The sequence below is a fragment of the Megasphaera vaginalis (ex Srinivasan et al. 2021) genome (genome assembly GCF_000478965.1).
GTDB lineage: Bacteria > Bacillota > Negativicutes > Veillonellales > Megasphaeraceae > Megasphaera > Megasphaera vaginalis.
Genome location: NZ_AWXA01000041.1, coordinates 117,505 through 134,975 on the forward strand (window position 1 = coordinate 117,505; position 17,471 = coordinate 134,975).

Consider the following 17,471-nt stretch of genomic DNA (forward strand, 5'->3'; position numbering starts at 1 on the left):
CCTGTTTTTTTATTTGTCCGAACACATCATAACATTCTGGACATTTTTAATCAAGAATAATGTCTATACAATTATGACATAAGAAAAAACAAACTATTACCATAAATTATGTCTTAAAAAGGAATGATTTCTTCTTATTGTTATAAATGTGAATAGGGAGCTTAAAATACGAATCAATCTGTATCTGGCATAAAAGAGGGTATACCGCATAAACGCAAGCCGTATTACCTTACACGGGAAACGATTCCTCATATAAGCAGATAAGCAGATAAAAATCGTATAGTATTCCTACCCGTATTTTATCATTTTTTAGGACAGATTGGAAAAGTTTTCTTCTCCTTTTTTCTTCAGTATTTTTTGAAATAGCAATATATTGCAAAATATTAGCAGTTGGTAACGATTCTATCATAAAAAATCGGCAAAGAGAGAAGGCAAAAAATGATCGTACAGTATAAACTGTTATGGAAAAAGCGCCGGTATAGCGGACTCCTGTTGGTTAAAGGGCGGCGGCAGCCAGACGATGAAGTGCTGGACGGTGCTGCACAAGCAGCAAGATAATAAGATGGGGCAGTAAAATACAAGCGGCGGAGCTGCTTTCCGGAACATGATAACACCCTACATCCGGGAGGCGTTAATTGTATACGGGATCTCGACTGTAAATAGGAAAAGCGGCGCTGCATATGCAGTGCCGCTTTTATGAATAGCAAGTACAATGAAAGAAAGAGATTGCTCAAGTTACTTTTTTTGATCGATAGATTTTGGATTCATCAAGAGTAAAAATGATAATGGAAACCCAAATGAAAATTAATGCAAATAAAGTTTCCAAAGGCAGCGGTTCTTTAAAGAAAAAGAGTCCCAATAATAAAGCTAACGTTGGACTGATATATTGAATGAACCCCAAGACATTGAGCGGCAGAAGATTAGCTCCGTAAGAAAAAAGGATTAGCGGTACTGCTGTTACGATGCCTGAACTTACCAATAGAAGACTGGTAAGTTCAGTAAGGTTACCGAAACTGCCAATACCGATAGATTGGATATAGAATAGATATCCTGTGGCAACTGGTAAGGTAAATAAAGTTTCCAATGTAATGCTGGAGAAGGGGTTCAGTTGTAATTTTTTTTTAACACCGCCATAAGAGGCAAAGGTTAATGACAAGACAATAGCAATCCAAGGAATATTTCCAGTTTGCAAAACCATGATCAAGACGCCAATTGTTGCTAAAAAAAGAGACAACTTTTTGGGAATGGAAAGTTTTTCTGAAAAAAATAAGACGCCTAGAAAGACTGTCATCAAAGGATTTAAATAGTAACCGATACTAGTATCAATAATATGGTTATGCATAACTGCCCATATATAAGTAAGCCAATTGGCAGTAATTAAGATGGATGCTAAACATAAAAGTAATACTCGTTTGATATCATGATATAGTAAAAGACAATCCGCTAGAAACTGGCTTTTGTTACTGCAAAGTGTAATGCTTAAGACGAAAATAAAAGACCAGGAAATACGATGAGCCAATATTTCATGAGCTGAAACGGTATAAAGAAGATTCCAGTAAAGAGGAAGGATCCCCCAGATCAGATAACAGGTGATACTCATCATTAAGCCAATACGATATACTTTGGCAGTATTTTGTTTCATAATTAAATCAACACATCCTTGCAGCAGGAAGGAGGATACCTCCATCATTAGTGCGATATGTAGGGCGCTTTGTAAAACCGTTTATTCGGGTCCTTTTGAAGGAGATTGAGTAAAAGGAAAAACGCACATAAATGATTAACACCAATTTTTTTGCGAGGTGATTCACGTAACTAGTTCTTGTACAGATTGAGTTCTTTCGGTAAGAGCTTGTTTAGGATGATGGCGACAATAGCGGCGGTGGCGATGGTGGAACTCAGCAGGTAACGAACGAGCTGCGGCAAGGTAGCGACGTAATCTTGAGGCAGGAGATAGAGCGCCATTGTGGTAATGACCGGCAGGCCGATGACGAACATGTTCCGTTCGTTGAGTTCCAGTTGCCTGATGACGCGGAAGCCGCTGAGGGCGATGATGGATGAGACGATAACGAAGACGCCGCCGATAACCGGTGTCGGGATGGAGGCGATAAACGTCGCCAGTTTGTTGGAGAGTCCGAAGATAATCATCCAGAAGGCGCAGCCGTAAAATGCGTGGCGGCTGGCAACGCCGGTGATGGAAATCAGACCGGCATTGGTAGAGTAGCCTGTTGCCGGCGTGCCGCCGAAGAGTCCGCCGATAAAGCAGCTCAGGCCTTCACCGAGTATGCCGCTGTCGAGCTGGCGGTTCGTCAGCGGTTCTTCAATGACGGAGCTGACGGCAAACCAGGTTCCCGTTGTTTCGGCCAGGAGCACGATGTAGATGAGGATCATCGTAATGATCGCCGGGAGATCAAAGGAAACGGGAACGTTGACAAAGGCGACGTGAGGGACGGAGAACCACGGCGCGGCAGCGACGGCATGCAGAGAAAACCGGCCCATGGAGGCGGCAACGATACAACCGGCGGCCAGGGCGATGATGACGGAGCCGATGCGAAGCCAATTGCCTTTTTTGCCGAAGTGGAGACCGAGCATGACGCAGAGCGTCAGCACACCGCCGGAGACGAGGGCGAGGAGGATATTTTCCGTAATCGTGCTGGCACCGTGGACGGTAAAGATGTTATCTTTAAGGCCGATGGGAATCAGTGACAGGCCGACGATGAAGATGATCGTACCGCCGACAAGGGGCGGCACGAAGTAGTTGATTCCCTTACGAACGACGCCGGTAAAGCCGAGAAGGCAAACGACGAGGCTGCCGACGAGGACGGCGCCGAAAACGGCGCTGAGGCCGTCCAGTCCCGGCGCTGCAGCGGCGGCAATGCCGGCGATGGCGCCGATGGGGACATAGGAGGGGCCTTGGGCGACGGGTAACTTCATCAGGTAGCGCGATTGAATCAGCGTTCCCAGGCCGCTGGTGATGAAAGTGGCCTGGATCAGAAAGGCCGAATCCGCCAGGGGCAGGGACAACATACCGGCAATGATGAAGGGGACGACGTAAATATCCATAGCCAAGAGGTGCTGCAATCCCAAAAGCAACGCTTGAAGCGGCGGCAGCGGTTCGTTGGGACGAACCAGTAGCGAACCTTCATAATGTGGTGTTGTGGTTTCTTCTGTTGACATGTGTTCCTCCTAAATGAATGGAATAATTTGCCGGCCTTGTACCCAGAGGGCGACGATATTCTGGCGGTTTCCTGTGAAGATGATCTTTTGCAGCATGGCCGTGAGACTGTCGTTTTCGTAATAGCGACTGTTGCTCAGCGGCGCCTGGCAGTCAAAAATAAAGGCGTCGAAATGAAAGCCTTTTTTGAATTGCCCGCAGTTTATATGAAGCGTTTTCGCGCCGCCGACGGTAGCCATGTAAAAGGCGTGACGAAAATTGATGGCGCTGTCGGCGACGCCTCTTTTTTCCGGCGCGAGACGGTAATCGATGCCGTATTGCAAGGTTCGCGAAGACAGGATTGCCTGACGCATGGCGTCGAACATGGACGGGGTATAGCCTGCCGATAAATCCGTCGCCAAAGAGACGGTCAGTCCCTGATCCAGCCGCTTTTTTACCGGGCAGACGGCGTTGGCGAAGAGGATATTGGACAGGGGACAGTGGGCGATGGCGGTTCCTTTTTCCCGATACAAGGCGGCGTCTTCGTCGCTTAAGTAGACCGAGTGAGCCAGCGTCGTTTTGTCGGTAAGCAGACCGAATTTTTCGTGGGCTCTTGTGTCACTCATGCTGACGCGTTCGCTGACGTGGCGTTGCTCCCAGTCTCCTTCGGAACAGTGTGACTGGATAGGTGCGTCGTATTCGGCTGCCAGCCGGCCGAGGCCGTAAAGAGCGTCATCACTGCATGTCGGGATGAAACGGGGGGTGACGACGCCGACGATATCCTGCGGCGTACGGCGGTTTAGTCGTGCCGTGTAGGTAAGAAACGCTTCCGTTGCCGCCAGGGCGGTGTCGGCTGAACCGTCGCGGTAATAAACGGGACATTGCGTCGATAAATCCATGACGACCTTGCCGATGAAGGCCCGTTGCCCTTTAGCGGCGCAGAGATCGGCCAAGAGCTTATTCGGCTCGTTGTCGACGGAGCCGAAGTACTGCGCTGTCGTCGTGCCGTTGGCAAGGAGTGTCGTTACCAGGTCGGCGTAAATTTTTGCCGCGAAATCCAGATCCGTATAGGCGGCCTCTAAAGGAAACGTATAGTCGTTGAGCCAGATCGGCAGATCGGCATCCAGCGCTTGGCCTACTTGCGCCCACTGCGGCGCGTGCAGATGGGTGTCGATAAAGCCGGGCAGCAAAAACTGGCCTTCTTTCAGGCAGCGCAGAATGCCGGCGGCCTTCGCTGCAGCCAATTCAACGGCATAAGATGAATCTGCGGGATGAAGAACTGCTGCCAAGGTGCCATTTCGATCGACGCAGAAGAGATGGTTTTCGAGGACTTCAAAGGTTTCCGGCGTCAGACTGTGAAAGGCGGTTCCTTTGATGACGAAGCGGTATGACATGATAGACTCCTTCTTCGGGTCAAACAAAATAATACACATAATATAGCACGTTTATCGCTTTCGGGGAAGACGGATGAGTCCGTTTGTTAACCGTTGAGATTATAATACGCAAAAATAAGGGGACATTCATCAATGGCGATGTACTGAAAAAGACGCGGTATCTGCTGCTGCGTATGCGGTGAAATACAAGCTTTAGGGACAACGTTATCTATAGACTTGTAGTTTTGTCCTGAGATGATAGGATTGTGGTGATGATATTTCCGTCAAGTAGCTGATCAAATAATAAAATATTTTATGCAGTTCATAGATTTCTTACGGATTGGACTTTTGGTATATAGTAAACTTTTGGCTAGGCCGGGGGTTCAGATATGCTTGAAAGGGGAGTTTTTTGTTATAAAAGAGAAATCCTTCTTGTAATACAATATAACTAACGCGTAGTCTGTCGATTGCAAAGTATATTGATTTAAAAAGGACTTTCTTTTGTCATATGAATGATATAAAAGTTTAACGTATACTAAATTTAGTAACTGTAAATACCATTATTAAAGGAATTATGTCGATGGAATGGAGGATAATCTTTAAATGTAGGGACGTGCTCGGATCATATACATATGTTAGTATGGAGTCCAACTAAATGGTCATTTTTCTATTCAAGAGATTTTTATAATAATTTATACATAAGATGGGGAAAAATATAAAAATTGGCAATTTGGGTGTCGTGGATATTATATAGATATAGTAGGTAAAAATGAAAAAGAAAATAGGAGAATATATGAATAATCAACTGAAAGGAGAGAAAATATCCGAGCAATTTAATTTATAACATACTGAGTGTAAGTGACAGACTATAAGTATACTTTTATGCGTGGCAAGTGGACTGAGTTTACAGTCGTCTTAGAAGAATCAACAATTTAGCTGGTGGGTTTCTCTTCATGCGGCTTCGTAGTAACGTCTCACATATTCGCCATGTTAGTATCTAGCATTTCTTTGGTACTTGGGTTGTTTGCATAGTAATCTATAATAATAATCATAGCGCCAGTTCTTCTTGCGACGTAAATATGCGACAATAGTACCGTTTGTGTTTTAAGCTTTTCCAAAATCCTTATTTATATCGTTAGCTATATATTATTAATACAGATATATTTTGTGATATTTGTGTTTCTTTGAACCCCGAATAGAAAGTTTTATTTGCATATGGAAATCTTTGGTTTGAATGGGATAAAGGATGTGTATCTGGGTGCTCAACTACGGCTTACTTAAAAATATGAAAAGAGAGTTTGTTGTCGTTTCTGTGTCCAATAACATAGGAGACTGGTAATTATCCAATAGCACTGAGATATAATTTTAGGACATTTCTATTATCGACATAATACTTGAATTCGGTGATATCTGTAACCTAACGACCTGTACTTTACTACGGACTCTTGAGGGGGCATTTATCATTTATATGAATGTTATGGTGATGTTTCAGCGTGTTTCGGATTACTAAATATCCTTGCTGAGATCGTCATCGTGAATTTTTTTAATGAGTTTGGACAGTATTTCGTTTAGTTCGCGATTAAGACCTGGTTCATCAGCCGTTTATAATAGCTGGCACGACGGATTTTATTGAGTTGGGGTAAACCATCTGAATGTAAAGCATGTAAAATCTTTGTTTCCTGGTAAATCGTCAAATTTTTGGTTCTATAAATTACCAGTCTTTTTAGAGTTTTTCTAATTTTTTAGAAATTAATTTTTATATCGCTACTTATTTTTTTCTGTTATGACGCTGACAGAAATAATAGATAAACATACGATTGGTATGTCACTTACAAGAAGCCTTAGTAATGCCACGTACCTTAATAAAATCGAAAAAAGATAAACGAAAGTAGAGGTTCTGTGTTAAGCTACTCATAAAAAATCTCCTTTGTTGTGGTTTGAAGGCAATATCTAAAGCGTAATATAAAGAGAATCTCCTCCTTTTTGCTATTGGTGTAAACTGTGTATTGTAACACTACAATGTTACATGAATTTTTCAATGCAATACACTTGCCGTTTAGAATAAGTTATGATATATATATATATGTACATAATTTTTATTTGCATAAGTGATTTTTTGAACGATATCGTTTTTGGTTACACTCCCATAAAAATTGCTGAACGTTCCTTAAGACTATATGTTCTTCGAAATAGCCTATTAATGTAGCTAATTCTTCTTTGCATAAAAAAGGATTGAGATTTCCTTTTAATTTTATATTCAAGTTGTCTTTATTTCACGATTTTTATCAAGAAAGGGATGTTTACTGTGAGAACTGAAGGTAAGAAGCAATTTACGGATCATTTTACAGATTTTGCTCAAAAGTGGGTTCCAGACTCGTATGTTATTGCACTTATGTTAACTATTGTGGCTTTTATTCTAGCTGAAATTTTTACCCCTTCTAGTCCGTTTGATATTGTCGTATCTTGGGGAAAAGGGTTTTGGACATTATTGGCTTTTTCCATGCAAATGTCTTTAATTGTTATTACAGGTTATGCATTAGCAACGACACCTGTTTGTAAAAAATTAATTTCTAGTATTTGTAGTAAACCAAATTCAGAAACTAGTGTATATGTATATGCTGTTATCTTGGCTTCTATCGGATTCTATTTAAATTGGGGATTCGGTCTAATCTTTGCAGCACTCATTTGTAAAAACTTGGCAGTACAAGCCGAAAAAAAATGTATCGCCATTGATTATCGTTATCTCTGTGGAGCTGCATGGACACCTTTTTATATCTGGCACATGGGGTTATCGGGTTCTGCACCGCTATTAGTTGCTACTGCGGATCACTTCATGGTCAAGGATATTGGCGTTATCCCAATTTCCCAAACAATTTTCCATCCATATAATCTCATATTGACAGTAGTATCAATTATAGCAATTATTATATTATTTGGTTTTATTTTACCGCCAAAAGATAAATCTAAAATAATATCTATTACTCAATTTAATCCAGCGCTTGCACAGGAAAATGTCATTGCTGTAGAAAAAAAGCCTGTCATTACTCCCAGCGAATGGGTGTCACAAACTCCTTGGTGCTCTTATATCGTTGGTGTTATGTTTCTGGTTTATCTATACTATCACTTCTTTGTTCTCGGCAAATCTTTAGATATCAATGTTTTAAATTTCCTTTTTTTAACTTTAATTATTTTCCTTTATGGATCTGCTTCTGAATTATTGAAAGCAGTAAAAGCGTCTACTCCTGCTGCATGGGGTGTTATCTTACAGTTTCCATTTTATGCGGGGATATTCGGTATTATGAAATATACTGGACTGGTAGATACAATAGCTGCATGGGTTATAACGTTAAGTAATGCATCTACATTCCCTGCTATTGCGGCTATTTTAACAGGGTTTATTAGTTACTTTATTCCGTCCGGTGGCAGTAAATGGATTATTGAAGCTCCATTTTTAATACCTGCTGGTCAGGCGTTAGGTATTCCTAATCCGCAGACTATAATTGCGTATATGTTTGGCGGCGATTTAGTAGCCTTAATACAGCCTTTTTTTGCAGTTCCGTTTATGGCTGTTTGTGGTTTAGAGTTTAAAGATTTTGTTGGATATAGTTTTGTAGCCTTTATTATCTTGGGTATTATTATGGTGTTGGGATTAACATTTATTCCATTTTCAGTATAATTCTAGAAAGAAGGAGTGTTTATTTATGAAACAGTTGAATGAAATTAAGACGATTTGTAATTTAGGGTGTGGAACAATGGGCTTTGGAACTGCAATTATTTTTGCAAAATGTGGTTATGATGTAAATATGTTTGGTAGAAAACCGGCTAGTATTGAGCGGGCAATGAATAATATTAATCTGACTTTAAAATCATATGTTGAAAATGATATGCTTACAGAAGACCAAGTTAAGGAGCTTTTAAGCCATATCCACGGAGTTACAACCTTGAAAGATGCTGCAAATAATGCAGATTTTGTGATTGAATCTGTAGCTGAAGCCGTCGATATAAAACAATCTGTTTATAAAGAAATAGAAGAGTATTTGGGTTCAGATATAATTTTGGCTACCGATTCATCAGGGCTGAGTCCTACAGAGGTTGCTTCGACATTTAAATATCCAGAACGTTTTGTAGTAGCACATTTTTGGAATCCGCCACACTTAATTCCATTAGTTGAAGTTGTTCCGGGGGCAAAAACCTCTCCAGAAGTGGTTGATATTACATGGAAACTAATGGAAAAAATTGGTAAAAAACCAGTTTCTCTTTTGAAGGAAGCCCCTGGCTTTATTGGTAATCGTTTGCAATTTGCTCTTTTACGAGAAGCGTTATATTGTGTGCAAGAAGGAATTGCAACGCCAGAAGCAGTGGACACAGTTGTTAAATATAGCATTGGACGTAGACTAGGCGTAACGGGTCCGATTGAAACAGCGGATCTTGGTGGGCTAGACATTTTTTACAATATTTCTTCATATCTAAATGCAGATCTTGCGGACAATAAGGGTGCCTCTGATGTTATGAAGAAATTAGTAGATCAAGGAAAGTTAGGAGCTAAAACAGGTACAGGACTATATAATTGGAATCCTGATGAATTAGCTAAGATCAAACGTGTTCGAGAAGACATTTTGATCGAATGGCTGAAAAAGGATGAAAGTGGTCAAAAGTTTTAATCCATGAATTGACCGAGAACAGCCAGCCTCTCAATTTGATCGAATGGCTGAAAAAGGATGAAAGTGGTCAAAAGTTTTAATCCATGAATTGACCGAGAACAGCCAGCCTCTCAATATAATTAAAAGGCTGGTTGTTCTTTTTACTTGTAGGTTATCATGAAGGAGTGAAAAATAATGAGCATTAAATCCATTGCGATTATTGGCGCTGGTCCTACGGGATATACGGCTGCAGATATCTTAATAAAAAAAGGGTATTCTGTAGAAATTTTCGAAAAAGAGAATAAAATTGGTGGGGCCATATACACTGGAATTCCAGAATATCGAATGTCAAAAATATTTCTTAATAAAATTTATAGTCAATTAGTAACATCAGGCGTTAAGTTTCACTTTAATACATATATTGATACAAAGGGGTTTAAAGAATTGAGAAATAAATTCGAAAGGATTTTAGTTGCAACAGGAGCTCCTATTGAAAATACTTTTGGATTCACAACAGGTAGGGGTCTCGTTGCTGGTCTTACTCTTCTATATGATTTAAATATTAAAGAACTTCACAATAACTACAAATATTATAAAAAAGCCATCGTTTGGGGCGGCGGAAATGTTGCAATGGATTGTGCTCGCTCCTTAGTACGTATTATAAATGAAGTAAGCATTGTTTACCGACGTTCTGAAGAAGAAATGACAGCAGCAAAAAGTGAAGTGGCCGCGGCAAAAAAAGAGAATGTGGGATTACATTTTTTAAATAATATCAAAGATATTTACCGCGATAAATCTGGTAATGTAATCGGAGTCAATATTGTCAAAATGGAATTAGGTAACCCAGACGAATCTGGCCGTCGGGCCCCGCATGAAATTCCTCATTCTGAATTTACTATGGAGGCTGATTTAGTTATTATGGCTATTGGGCAGTGGGTAGATTTATCTGCATTGGATGATAAATTAAAGAGTGAAAATGATAATGACTATTTTACTAATTTTGAAAACGTATTTATTGCTGGTGATGCTAATGTAGGACCAAAGACAATTGCTGTCGCTGTTAAGGAAGGGCGTGGAGTTGCTAAAGTCATTGATCAATCCTTTCAGTTATGAACAAAATCTCGATTTTAATAAAATCCGACAAAGGGCCCCTTATTAAAGAGTTGGAATTTCAAGTTCTTCGTGAATCATTGGGAAATCGTTAGAGATATTATCTTGCTGGATAGTACGGATAGAAAAACCTTTTCCTAGGTTGATAGAGGAACAGAAAGTATACGTATGTTGTTCGGTAAGAGGGGAAACGTAAAGGATTGGTACTATTCGTGATACACCTATATGTAGAAAATATTTTCTTTAATGATAACTCTTGCGAAAAATTATTAAACAACGTTTTTATTTAGATTTCTTAAAAACAACAGTTAGGATATCCTCTTCAAAGTTTAATATGAGTAAAATAGTTCAAAAGAATTATGAAGAGCTAATAAAGAAATTAGACTTTAGTATTCAAGAGATGTATTATTGCACGTCTTATTATAATAGCCTTAAATACGTTGGAAAAAACGCAGCCTTTGCTGCCACGCTTGCTGGGAAATATTAGATTTGAAACGACTTTGCCATCAACCTGTGTGTTGGCCTATGGAACGGAGGGCGTATGATAGAGTTTGAGATGATGGTTAGGATTAGGTGACTTAACCTTGGTGAGGTAGAGGTGTCTCGGAAATTGAAAGCGCTTGGGAAGAGAGCGACGATAGCCCTACGGCGGCGCAGCGAATCCAAATGACGACAAAAGCTATTATGAGGATGGAAACGGCGAATAATAGCGGATCAAGTCTATCTCGGATGGCTTGTTGTTGATTCAGATGGGACATGAGGACAGCGCGAACGGGGCGTTAAGGAAATCAGCGCCATCGTCGCGATAGATGTGCGATTAGTATGATACTTACGGGTAGCTCGGGTCATACCGTGGGTGTCAGTATAGGCGAGAAGGGATAGACGAAAAATGGATGTCCTGAGTTAATCCTTTCATAAGAGAGACCTCTTTGCGATGGTTTGGGGGAACACTTAAATCATAACACAAAGAAGTCTCTTTTTTATCATTGGTATAACATATGTATTGTAATCCTACAAAAATGTAGGAAAGCATTTATGATTACATTTTGCTTTTTATTGTGTCAGCATACGCCAGAGGCCGACACCGATGAAGAAGAGGATCAGGAGAAAACTGACGATTCTTGTTTTCGTGAATATTTTGGGATTGTTTCGTATATTTTTCGGCGGCTGCGGCGGCGTGATCTGTTGGGTGCCGCAAATAGGACACATGCGTACGCCGTCCCGCAATTCGGTACCGCAGGTTTTGCAAATCATCGTATCACCTCCAATGCCGACAGGTCTCTTTCATAATACCATGATTTACGCGGGATGGAAAGCGCGGAACGGTTGCCGCTACCGCCGGGACATGATATACTTGACGAAAGCGGTACGCCGAAAGCGGAGACTGACGGCAAACCGGATTTTCTGTTTATCGTACTGATCTACGGAGGCTCGTCCTCCGCGAGAAGGCGGGATTATATGCGCGCACTACCCCTATGCCTTCGCATAGGGGTTTTTCTGTGTGTTTTCTGTAAGCGACGAGGAGGATAAGATGGAAGAAACGCGTGTTGCCCTGATCGGTATCATCGTCAGCGATCCCGCTGCTGCGGAAGCGCTGAATGGGATTCTGCATACCTATAATTCGTATATTATCGGACGCATGGGGCTGCCATATCAGCAGCGGAACATTTCCGTCATCAGCATCGTTCTCGACGCGCCGCAGCCCGTCATCAGCGCCGTCGCCGGCAAGCTCGGCATGGTGCCGCACGTTACGGCGAAGACGATTTATGCCAATTTGCCTGATTAGGCACAAAGGAGTTTTCATGCTAAAAATTGCCATTTACGGTAAAGGCGGCATCGGCAAATCGACGATCACGAGCAATCTTGCCGCGGCATTTGCCGTTCTGGGGAAACGGGTTATTCAGATCGGTTGCGATCCCAAAGCCGATTCGACATTCAACCTTTTAGGCGGTCAGCCCGTACAGCCGATTATGAATTATATGCGCGATTTCGATATGGAACCGGAGTCTATCGAAGCGGTGTCGAAAATTGGCTTCGGCGGCGTTCTCTGCCTTGAAACGGGCGGACCGACGCCGGGCTTGGGATGTGCCGGCCGCGGTATTGTGGCGACGTTCAGTCTCCTGGAGGATCTGGGGCTTTTTGCGCAGTACGGGCCGGATGTTGTGTTGTACGACGTTCTCGGTGATGTCGTCTGCGGCGGCTTTGCCGCGCCAATCCGGGAAGGCTACGCTGAGATCGTCATTATTGTTACGTCCGGTGAAAAGATGTCGCTTTATGCGGCTAATAACATTTATACCGCTGTCTGCAATTTTGCCGACAGAAGCTACGCCAAAATGGGCGGCATCATTTTGAATCGCCGAAATATTCCCGACGAAGAACGAAAGGTACGGACTTTTGCCGCTGAACGAGGGCTGGAAATTATCGGCGATATTCCCCGCAGCGATGATATTATCCGCTTTGAAGAGAGCGGCAAGACGGTCATTGAAGGCGATCCGTCATTGCCGATCAGCCGAAATTTCCTAACCATTGCCAAGACGCTGTTGGCAGATAAGGGAGCCGATCATGACACCTAAAGCTTATGTTTGTATAGCGGCCGATCTTGCGGCTGCAGGCGTCGAACAAATTCCCGCCGCGTTTATTACGGCGGAACATCTGATTTATAATTCGCCGGCCGCATTGGCCTTTAATTCGCCCGGCGCCGAAGGGTTCGGCGTTAAACGGGCCGGACTTGCCATTCCCGGCTCGGTCATGCTCCTCGTCGGCCCCGGCTGCTGCGGCAGGAATACGACGATTCTCAGCGAAATGAGCGGTTACAGCGAGCGCTTTTTCTTTTATATTATGGATGAAACCGATATCGTTACCGGACGGCATTTGACAAAACTTCCGCAAGCCGTCGGCGAAATCTGCGCCAGTCTTGAAGCGCGCCCTTCCGTTGTCATGATCTGTCTGACCTGTGTCGATGCGCTGTTGGGAACCGATATGGAACGGGTTTGCCGTAAAGCAGCGGCGGCTGTGGGGCTGCCTGTCGTGCCGTGTTATATGTACGCCCTGACGCGGGAGGGGCGGAAGCCGCCGATGGTTGCCGTGCGCCAGGCCGTATACTCCCTGTTGGAGGAGCGGCCGAAAGAGGCGGATCATGTCAATATTCTCGGATACTTTTCTCCCCTCATCGATTCTTGTGAAATTTATCCCTTACTTCGCCGGGCAGGCGTAAAAAAAATTCAGGAAATCTCCCGTTGTAAGACATTTGAAGAATATCAGGAGATGGGAGCTGCCAACTTCAACCTCGTTTTGCACGAAGAGTCAAGATTGGCCGCCCGGGATTTGCAGGAGCGGCTGCATATGCCGGGCGTCGAATTGACGAGGTTGTACGACATCGAAAAGATCCGGCGTCAATATGCGATTTTTGCCAACGCCTTGGGGATGACTTTTGATGACGGGGCCTATTTTGAGGAAGCGAAGGAAGCTGTCGGTCTGTTTACGGCAATGCACGGCGATACCGTTTTCGCCGTCGGCGAAATGGCCAATGCCGACCCGTTCGAGCTCTCTGTCGCGCTCTGTCGTTACGGTTTGCGCGTGGCCGAGATTTACGGCACGGTGACGCCGGAACGGTTCGTTTATATCCGCCAACTGGCCCGGCTCAGTCCGGAGACGAAGATCATGTCCAATTTATCTCCGTCCATGCTGTACTATGAGCCTGACGCCGCCGTTACGGCGACGATCGGCAAGGACGCGGCGTATTATCATCCTGACGCCGCCCGGGTTCTGTGGACGGAAGAACGGCAGCCTTTTGGTTATGCCGGCGTGACGAAACTGTTTCGTTCACTGCAGAAGGTGATGGAGAAAGGAAAAGGAGAATAAATATGAAAGGATTGTGGAAATATATTTCTCCCTTTGCGCCCGACCAAGCGGGGGTTTCGTCTGTTCTCTACGAGTTGGGAGGGATCGTCGTCATCTGCGATGCCGGCGGTTGCGCCGGGAATATCTGCGGTTTTGACGAACCGCGCTGGTTCGGCAGGCGCAGCGCCGTTTTCAGTGCCGGCCTGCGAGATATGGACGCCGTCTTGGGACGTGACGACCGTCTTGTCGATAAACTTTGCGAAGCGGCGAAGACGATTGACGCCTCCTTTGCCGCGATTATCGGCACGCCCGTACCGGCTGTCATCGGTACCGATTACAGAGCGTTGAAACGGCTGGCGGAGAAACGGCTTCACCTGCCGGTTATGGCCATTGATTCTTCTGGCATGGATTTTTACGATACGGGCATAGAAAAGGCTTATGCAGAACTTTTTCGGACGTTTACGGTAACCGACAGGCCGCGCCGGCGTCGTACCGTCGGGGTCATCGGCGCTTCGCCGCTCGACCTGCTGCGGGCAGATGATGTGACGGCGATCACGGCGGCTCTTAAGAAGGCGGGCTGGCAAGATGTCCTCATCTACGGGCGCGGCAGCTTGGACGTGATCGAAGAGGCGGCGACGGCAGAGAAGAATATCGTTCTTTCGCCAGCCGGACTGAAGAGCGCCGCGTATCTGGAGCGGTACTGTAATACTCCTTATGAAGCGGCGTATCCCGTTTTGCCGCACCTTGATTGCGCCGTAAAGGGCAGGACGATTCTCGTCGTGCACCAGCAGGTGGCGGCCAACGCTTTGCGACAGCAGTTGTTGGACAGAGGAGCGGCTGCCGTCACGGTGGCGACATGGTTTACGTTGGCGCCGCAGTTGGCGGCTGCCGGTGATGTGGCCCTTCGCGAGGAAGACGATTTTATTGCCCTGGCCGACTGCGATAGATTCGACGTGATCGTCGGCGACAGCTTCTTCAAACGAGGGCTCAAACATTTTCACGGAACCTTTGTCGACGTGCCGCACGTTGCCATTTCGGGAAGGACGGCAACCGATGACTGATACAGTGCGCATCTGCGTGTTCGGTATCGTTCAGGGCGTCGGCTTCCGGCCGTTTGTCAGCCGCATTGCGATTGCAGCAGGGATTTGCGGTACTGTCTGCAATAAAGGATCGTATGTGGAAATTATCGCTCAAGGGGAAACGGCGGCGCTGGCTTCCTTTCAATCGGCCTTGGCGCAGCAGGCGCCGCCGCGGTCGGCGATTTTAAAGATCGATTGCGAAGAGGCGGCAAAAAGTCCGGCGTTTGCCGATTTTACCATTGTTGAGAGCACCCGGGAAGCCGGCGCCGTTTTTGTCTCTCCCGATATTGCCGTTTGTGAAACGTGCAAGAAGGAGCTTTTTGATCGACACGACCGCCGCTATCTTCATCCTTTTATCAACTGTACGGCTTGCGGGCCGCGGCTGACGATTCTCGATTCCATGCCCTACGACCGGGAACGGACGAGTATGGGCGATTTTCCCATGTGCCGCGCCTGCCGCGACGAATATTACGACAGCGCAAGCCGGCGTTACGATGCGCAGCCTGTGTGTTGTAACGAGTGCGGCCCCGTCGTTTACGTTTACGGCGGTACGGAGCAGGGCGCTGCGGCGATCACGGCGGCGCGCCGCAGCATTGCCGGCGGCGGTATTGTCGCCGTCAAGGGCATCGGCGGGTTTCACCTCTGCTGCGACGGTACGAACGAAGCTGCCGTCAAGCGCTTGCGCCGCTTGAAACGGCGGCCTGTCAAGCCCTTTGCTCTGATGCTCCGGGATTTGGCGGCAGTACGGCGCGAGTGCGTCCTGCCGGCGACGGCGGAACCGATCCTTGACGGTCACGCCAAACCGATCATCTTGTTGGCAAAGAAAGCCGGCGGGCTGGCGGCGCCGTCGGTGGCGCCGCATAATCCTGCCGTCGGCGTTATGCTGCCTTATGCGCCGTTACAGCTCCTTCTTTTTACGTATCCTGACGGCGTCGATATGCCCGATGTTCTGGTCATGACCAGCGCCAATGCGTCGGGAGCGCCGATTTGCCGTACTGACGAAGATGCGGCGAGGGAGCTGACCGGTCTATGTGATATGATCTTGTCTCACAATCGGACGATTCGCCTTCGCGCCGATGATTCGGTCATGCGTTTTTACCGCAACCGGCCGTATATGATTCGCCGCTCCCGCGGTTACGCACCCTTGCCGGTCATGGGGCCGGAATTCTTCAAAGGCGCAGTCCTGGCCATTGGCGGAGAATTGAAAAACACCTTCTGTCTTGCGAAGGATGCGCTTTTCTACCTTTCTCCCTATGTCGGCGATCTGGGTGACGTGCGGACCATGGCGGCTTTGCGCGAATCCGTCGCGCGCCTGGAAGAGCTTCTTGAAGTGCGGCCGACAGTCGTCGCTTGTGACCTGCACCCTTTGTACCATTCGGCGCAGATCGCGGCCGAGCAGGGCTTGCCGTTGATCAGGATACAGCACCACTATGCGCATATCCTTTCCTGTTTGGCCGAAAACGGCGTCGACCGTGAGGTCCTCGGCATTGCCTTTGACGGTACCGGGTACGGTACGGACGGCACAATCTGGGGAGGGGAGATTTTGCAGGTTTCGTACAGCGGCTTCCGCCGCGTCGCGTCGATCAGGCCCTTCCGACAACCCGGCGGGGACAGCGGCGCCAGGGAAGGCTGGCGCATTGCCGTTTCCCTGATCTATGACGGTAACGGTGACAAGGCGGCGACGCAGGCGTTGGTAAAACGGCTGGCTCTGGCGACGGAAGCGGAGACGGCGGCGCAGTTCTTTTTGGCCGATGAAGGATTGAACAGCGTCGTTTCGACGAGCGCCGGCAGACTTTTTGATGCGGTCAGTGCCGTTTTGGGGTTGTGCCGCATTTCGACGTTTGAAGGTGAAGCGGCGATGGCGCTGCAGTTTGCCGCTGAGGAATGGGAAAAAAATCACGGTCCGGCGGCAGCGTATACCGATTTGGCGCCGGAAGCGGACGACGGCCGGCTGCTATTACCGACGGACCGACTTTTTCAACGGCTGACAGCCGATTTTCTGGCCGGCGCCGCGGCAGGATTGCTGGCGTATCGCTTTCATGCATCGCTGGCGTTAATGACGACGGCTGTCTGCGTGCAGCTTCGCCGCACTGCCGGTCTCGGCGCCGTAGCGTTGAGCGGCGGCGTATTTCAAAACACCTTGCTTCTCCGGCTTTGTGAAGAGAACTTGGCGGCGGCGGGCTTTCACGTATATACGCACAGTCTCGTGCCTGCCAATGACGGCGGTATCGCCTTGGGACAGGCTGTGGCGGCGATGTATTCCATACAACAACGATAA

12 protein-coding genes are annotated in these 17,471 nt (G+C 46.2%); 8 read left to right on the forward strand and 4 right to left on the reverse strand.

What is annotated here, in order from left to right; translation table 11 throughout:
* Positions 1-730 precede the first annotated feature (730 nt).
* The 3 genes from rarD to HMPREF1250_RS07350 form a co-directional block, all read right to left on the reverse strand.
* On the reverse strand, positions 731-1,642 hold the full coding sequence (gene rarD / locus HMPREF1250_RS07340; protein WP_036242942.1) for an EamA family transporter RarD: 912 nt from the start codon (positions 1,640-1,642) through the stop codon (positions 731-733).
* A gap of 170 nt (positions 1,643-1,812) precedes the next feature.
* Entirely contained in the window at positions 1,813-3,174 is a 1,362-nt protein-coding gene (locus tag HMPREF1250_RS07345; RefSeq protein ID WP_023054042.1) for a solute carrier family 23 protein, read from the reverse strand.
* Positions 3,175-3,183: 9 nt separating this feature from the next.
* Positions 3,184-4,545: an amidohydrolase family protein gene (locus HMPREF1250_RS07350; protein WP_023053923.1), complete on the reverse strand. Its 1,362-nt coding sequence runs from the start codon at positions 4,543-4,545 to the stop codon at positions 3,184-3,186.
* 2,284 nt (positions 4,546-6,829) lie between these two features.
* On the opposite strand from HMPREF1250_RS07350, the gene HMPREF1250_RS07355 reads away from it, so the two are divergent.
* From HMPREF1250_RS07355 to HMPREF1250_RS07365, 3 genes are all read left to right on the forward strand, one after another.
* Positions 6,830-8,200, forward strand: a complete 1,371-nt coding sequence (locus HMPREF1250_RS07355) for a short-chain fatty acid transporter (protein ID WP_231391300.1) — start codon at positions 6,830-6,832, stop codon at positions 8,198-8,200.
* Positions 8,201-8,225: 25 nt separating this feature from the next.
* Complete coding sequence (locus HMPREF1250_RS07360) at positions 8,226-9,185, forward strand: 3-hydroxyacyl-CoA dehydrogenase family protein (RefSeq protein ID WP_023054055.1); 960 nt, start codon at positions 8,226-8,228, stop codon at positions 9,183-9,185.
* Positions 9,186-9,359: 174 nt separating this feature from the next.
* Positions 9,360-10,277 (forward strand): FAD-dependent oxidoreductase, encoded by a 918-nt coding sequence (locus tag HMPREF1250_RS07365; protein ID WP_023054012.1) that lies wholly within the window; start codon positions 9,360-9,362, stop codon positions 10,275-10,277.
* Positions 10,278-11,327: 1,050 nt separating this feature from the next.
* Here HMPREF1250_RS07365 and HMPREF1250_RS07370 read toward each other — a convergent pair.
* Positions 11,328-11,528 carry a zinc-ribbon domain-containing protein gene (locus HMPREF1250_RS07370; RefSeq protein WP_023053915.1) on the reverse strand — a complete coding sequence of 67 codons (201 nt, stop codon included), beginning with the start codon at positions 11,526-11,528 and terminating at the stop codon, positions 11,328-11,330.
* A gap of 277 nt (positions 11,529-11,805) precedes the next feature.
* On the opposite strand from HMPREF1250_RS07370, the gene HMPREF1250_RS07375 reads away from it, so the two are divergent.
* From HMPREF1250_RS07375 to hypF, 5 genes are read left to right on the forward strand one after another with little or no spacing between them, the layout of a single operon-like run.
* Positions 11,806-12,060 (forward strand): TM1266 family iron-only hydrogenase system putative regulator, encoded by a 255-nt coding sequence (locus tag HMPREF1250_RS07375; RefSeq protein ID WP_023053960.1) that lies wholly within the window; start codon positions 11,806-11,808, stop codon positions 12,058-12,060.
* 16 nt (positions 12,061-12,076) lie between these two features.
* Complete coding sequence (locus HMPREF1250_RS07380; RefSeq protein ID WP_023054018.1) at positions 12,077-12,847, forward strand: AAA family ATPase; 771 nt, start codon at positions 12,077-12,079, stop codon at positions 12,845-12,847.
* Positions 12,837-14,135, forward strand: a complete 1,299-nt coding sequence (locus HMPREF1250_RS07385) for a nitrogenase component 1 (protein ID WP_023053959.1) — start codon at positions 12,837-12,839, stop codon at positions 14,133-14,135. Before HMPREF1250_RS07380 ends, HMPREF1250_RS07385 begins: the two co-directional genes overlap by 11 nt.
* 2 nt (positions 14,136-14,137) lie before the next feature.
* Entirely contained in the window at positions 14,138-15,175 is a 1,038-nt protein-coding gene (locus HMPREF1250_RS07390) for a nitrogenase component 1 (protein ID WP_023054013.1), read from the forward strand.
* A complete protein-coding gene (hypF, locus tag HMPREF1250_RS07395; RefSeq protein WP_023054037.1) occupies positions 15,168-17,471 on the forward strand; it encodes a carbamoyltransferase HypF in 2,304 nt (767 codons plus the stop codon). The genes HMPREF1250_RS07390 and hypF overlap by 8 nt, the downstream gene beginning before the upstream one ends.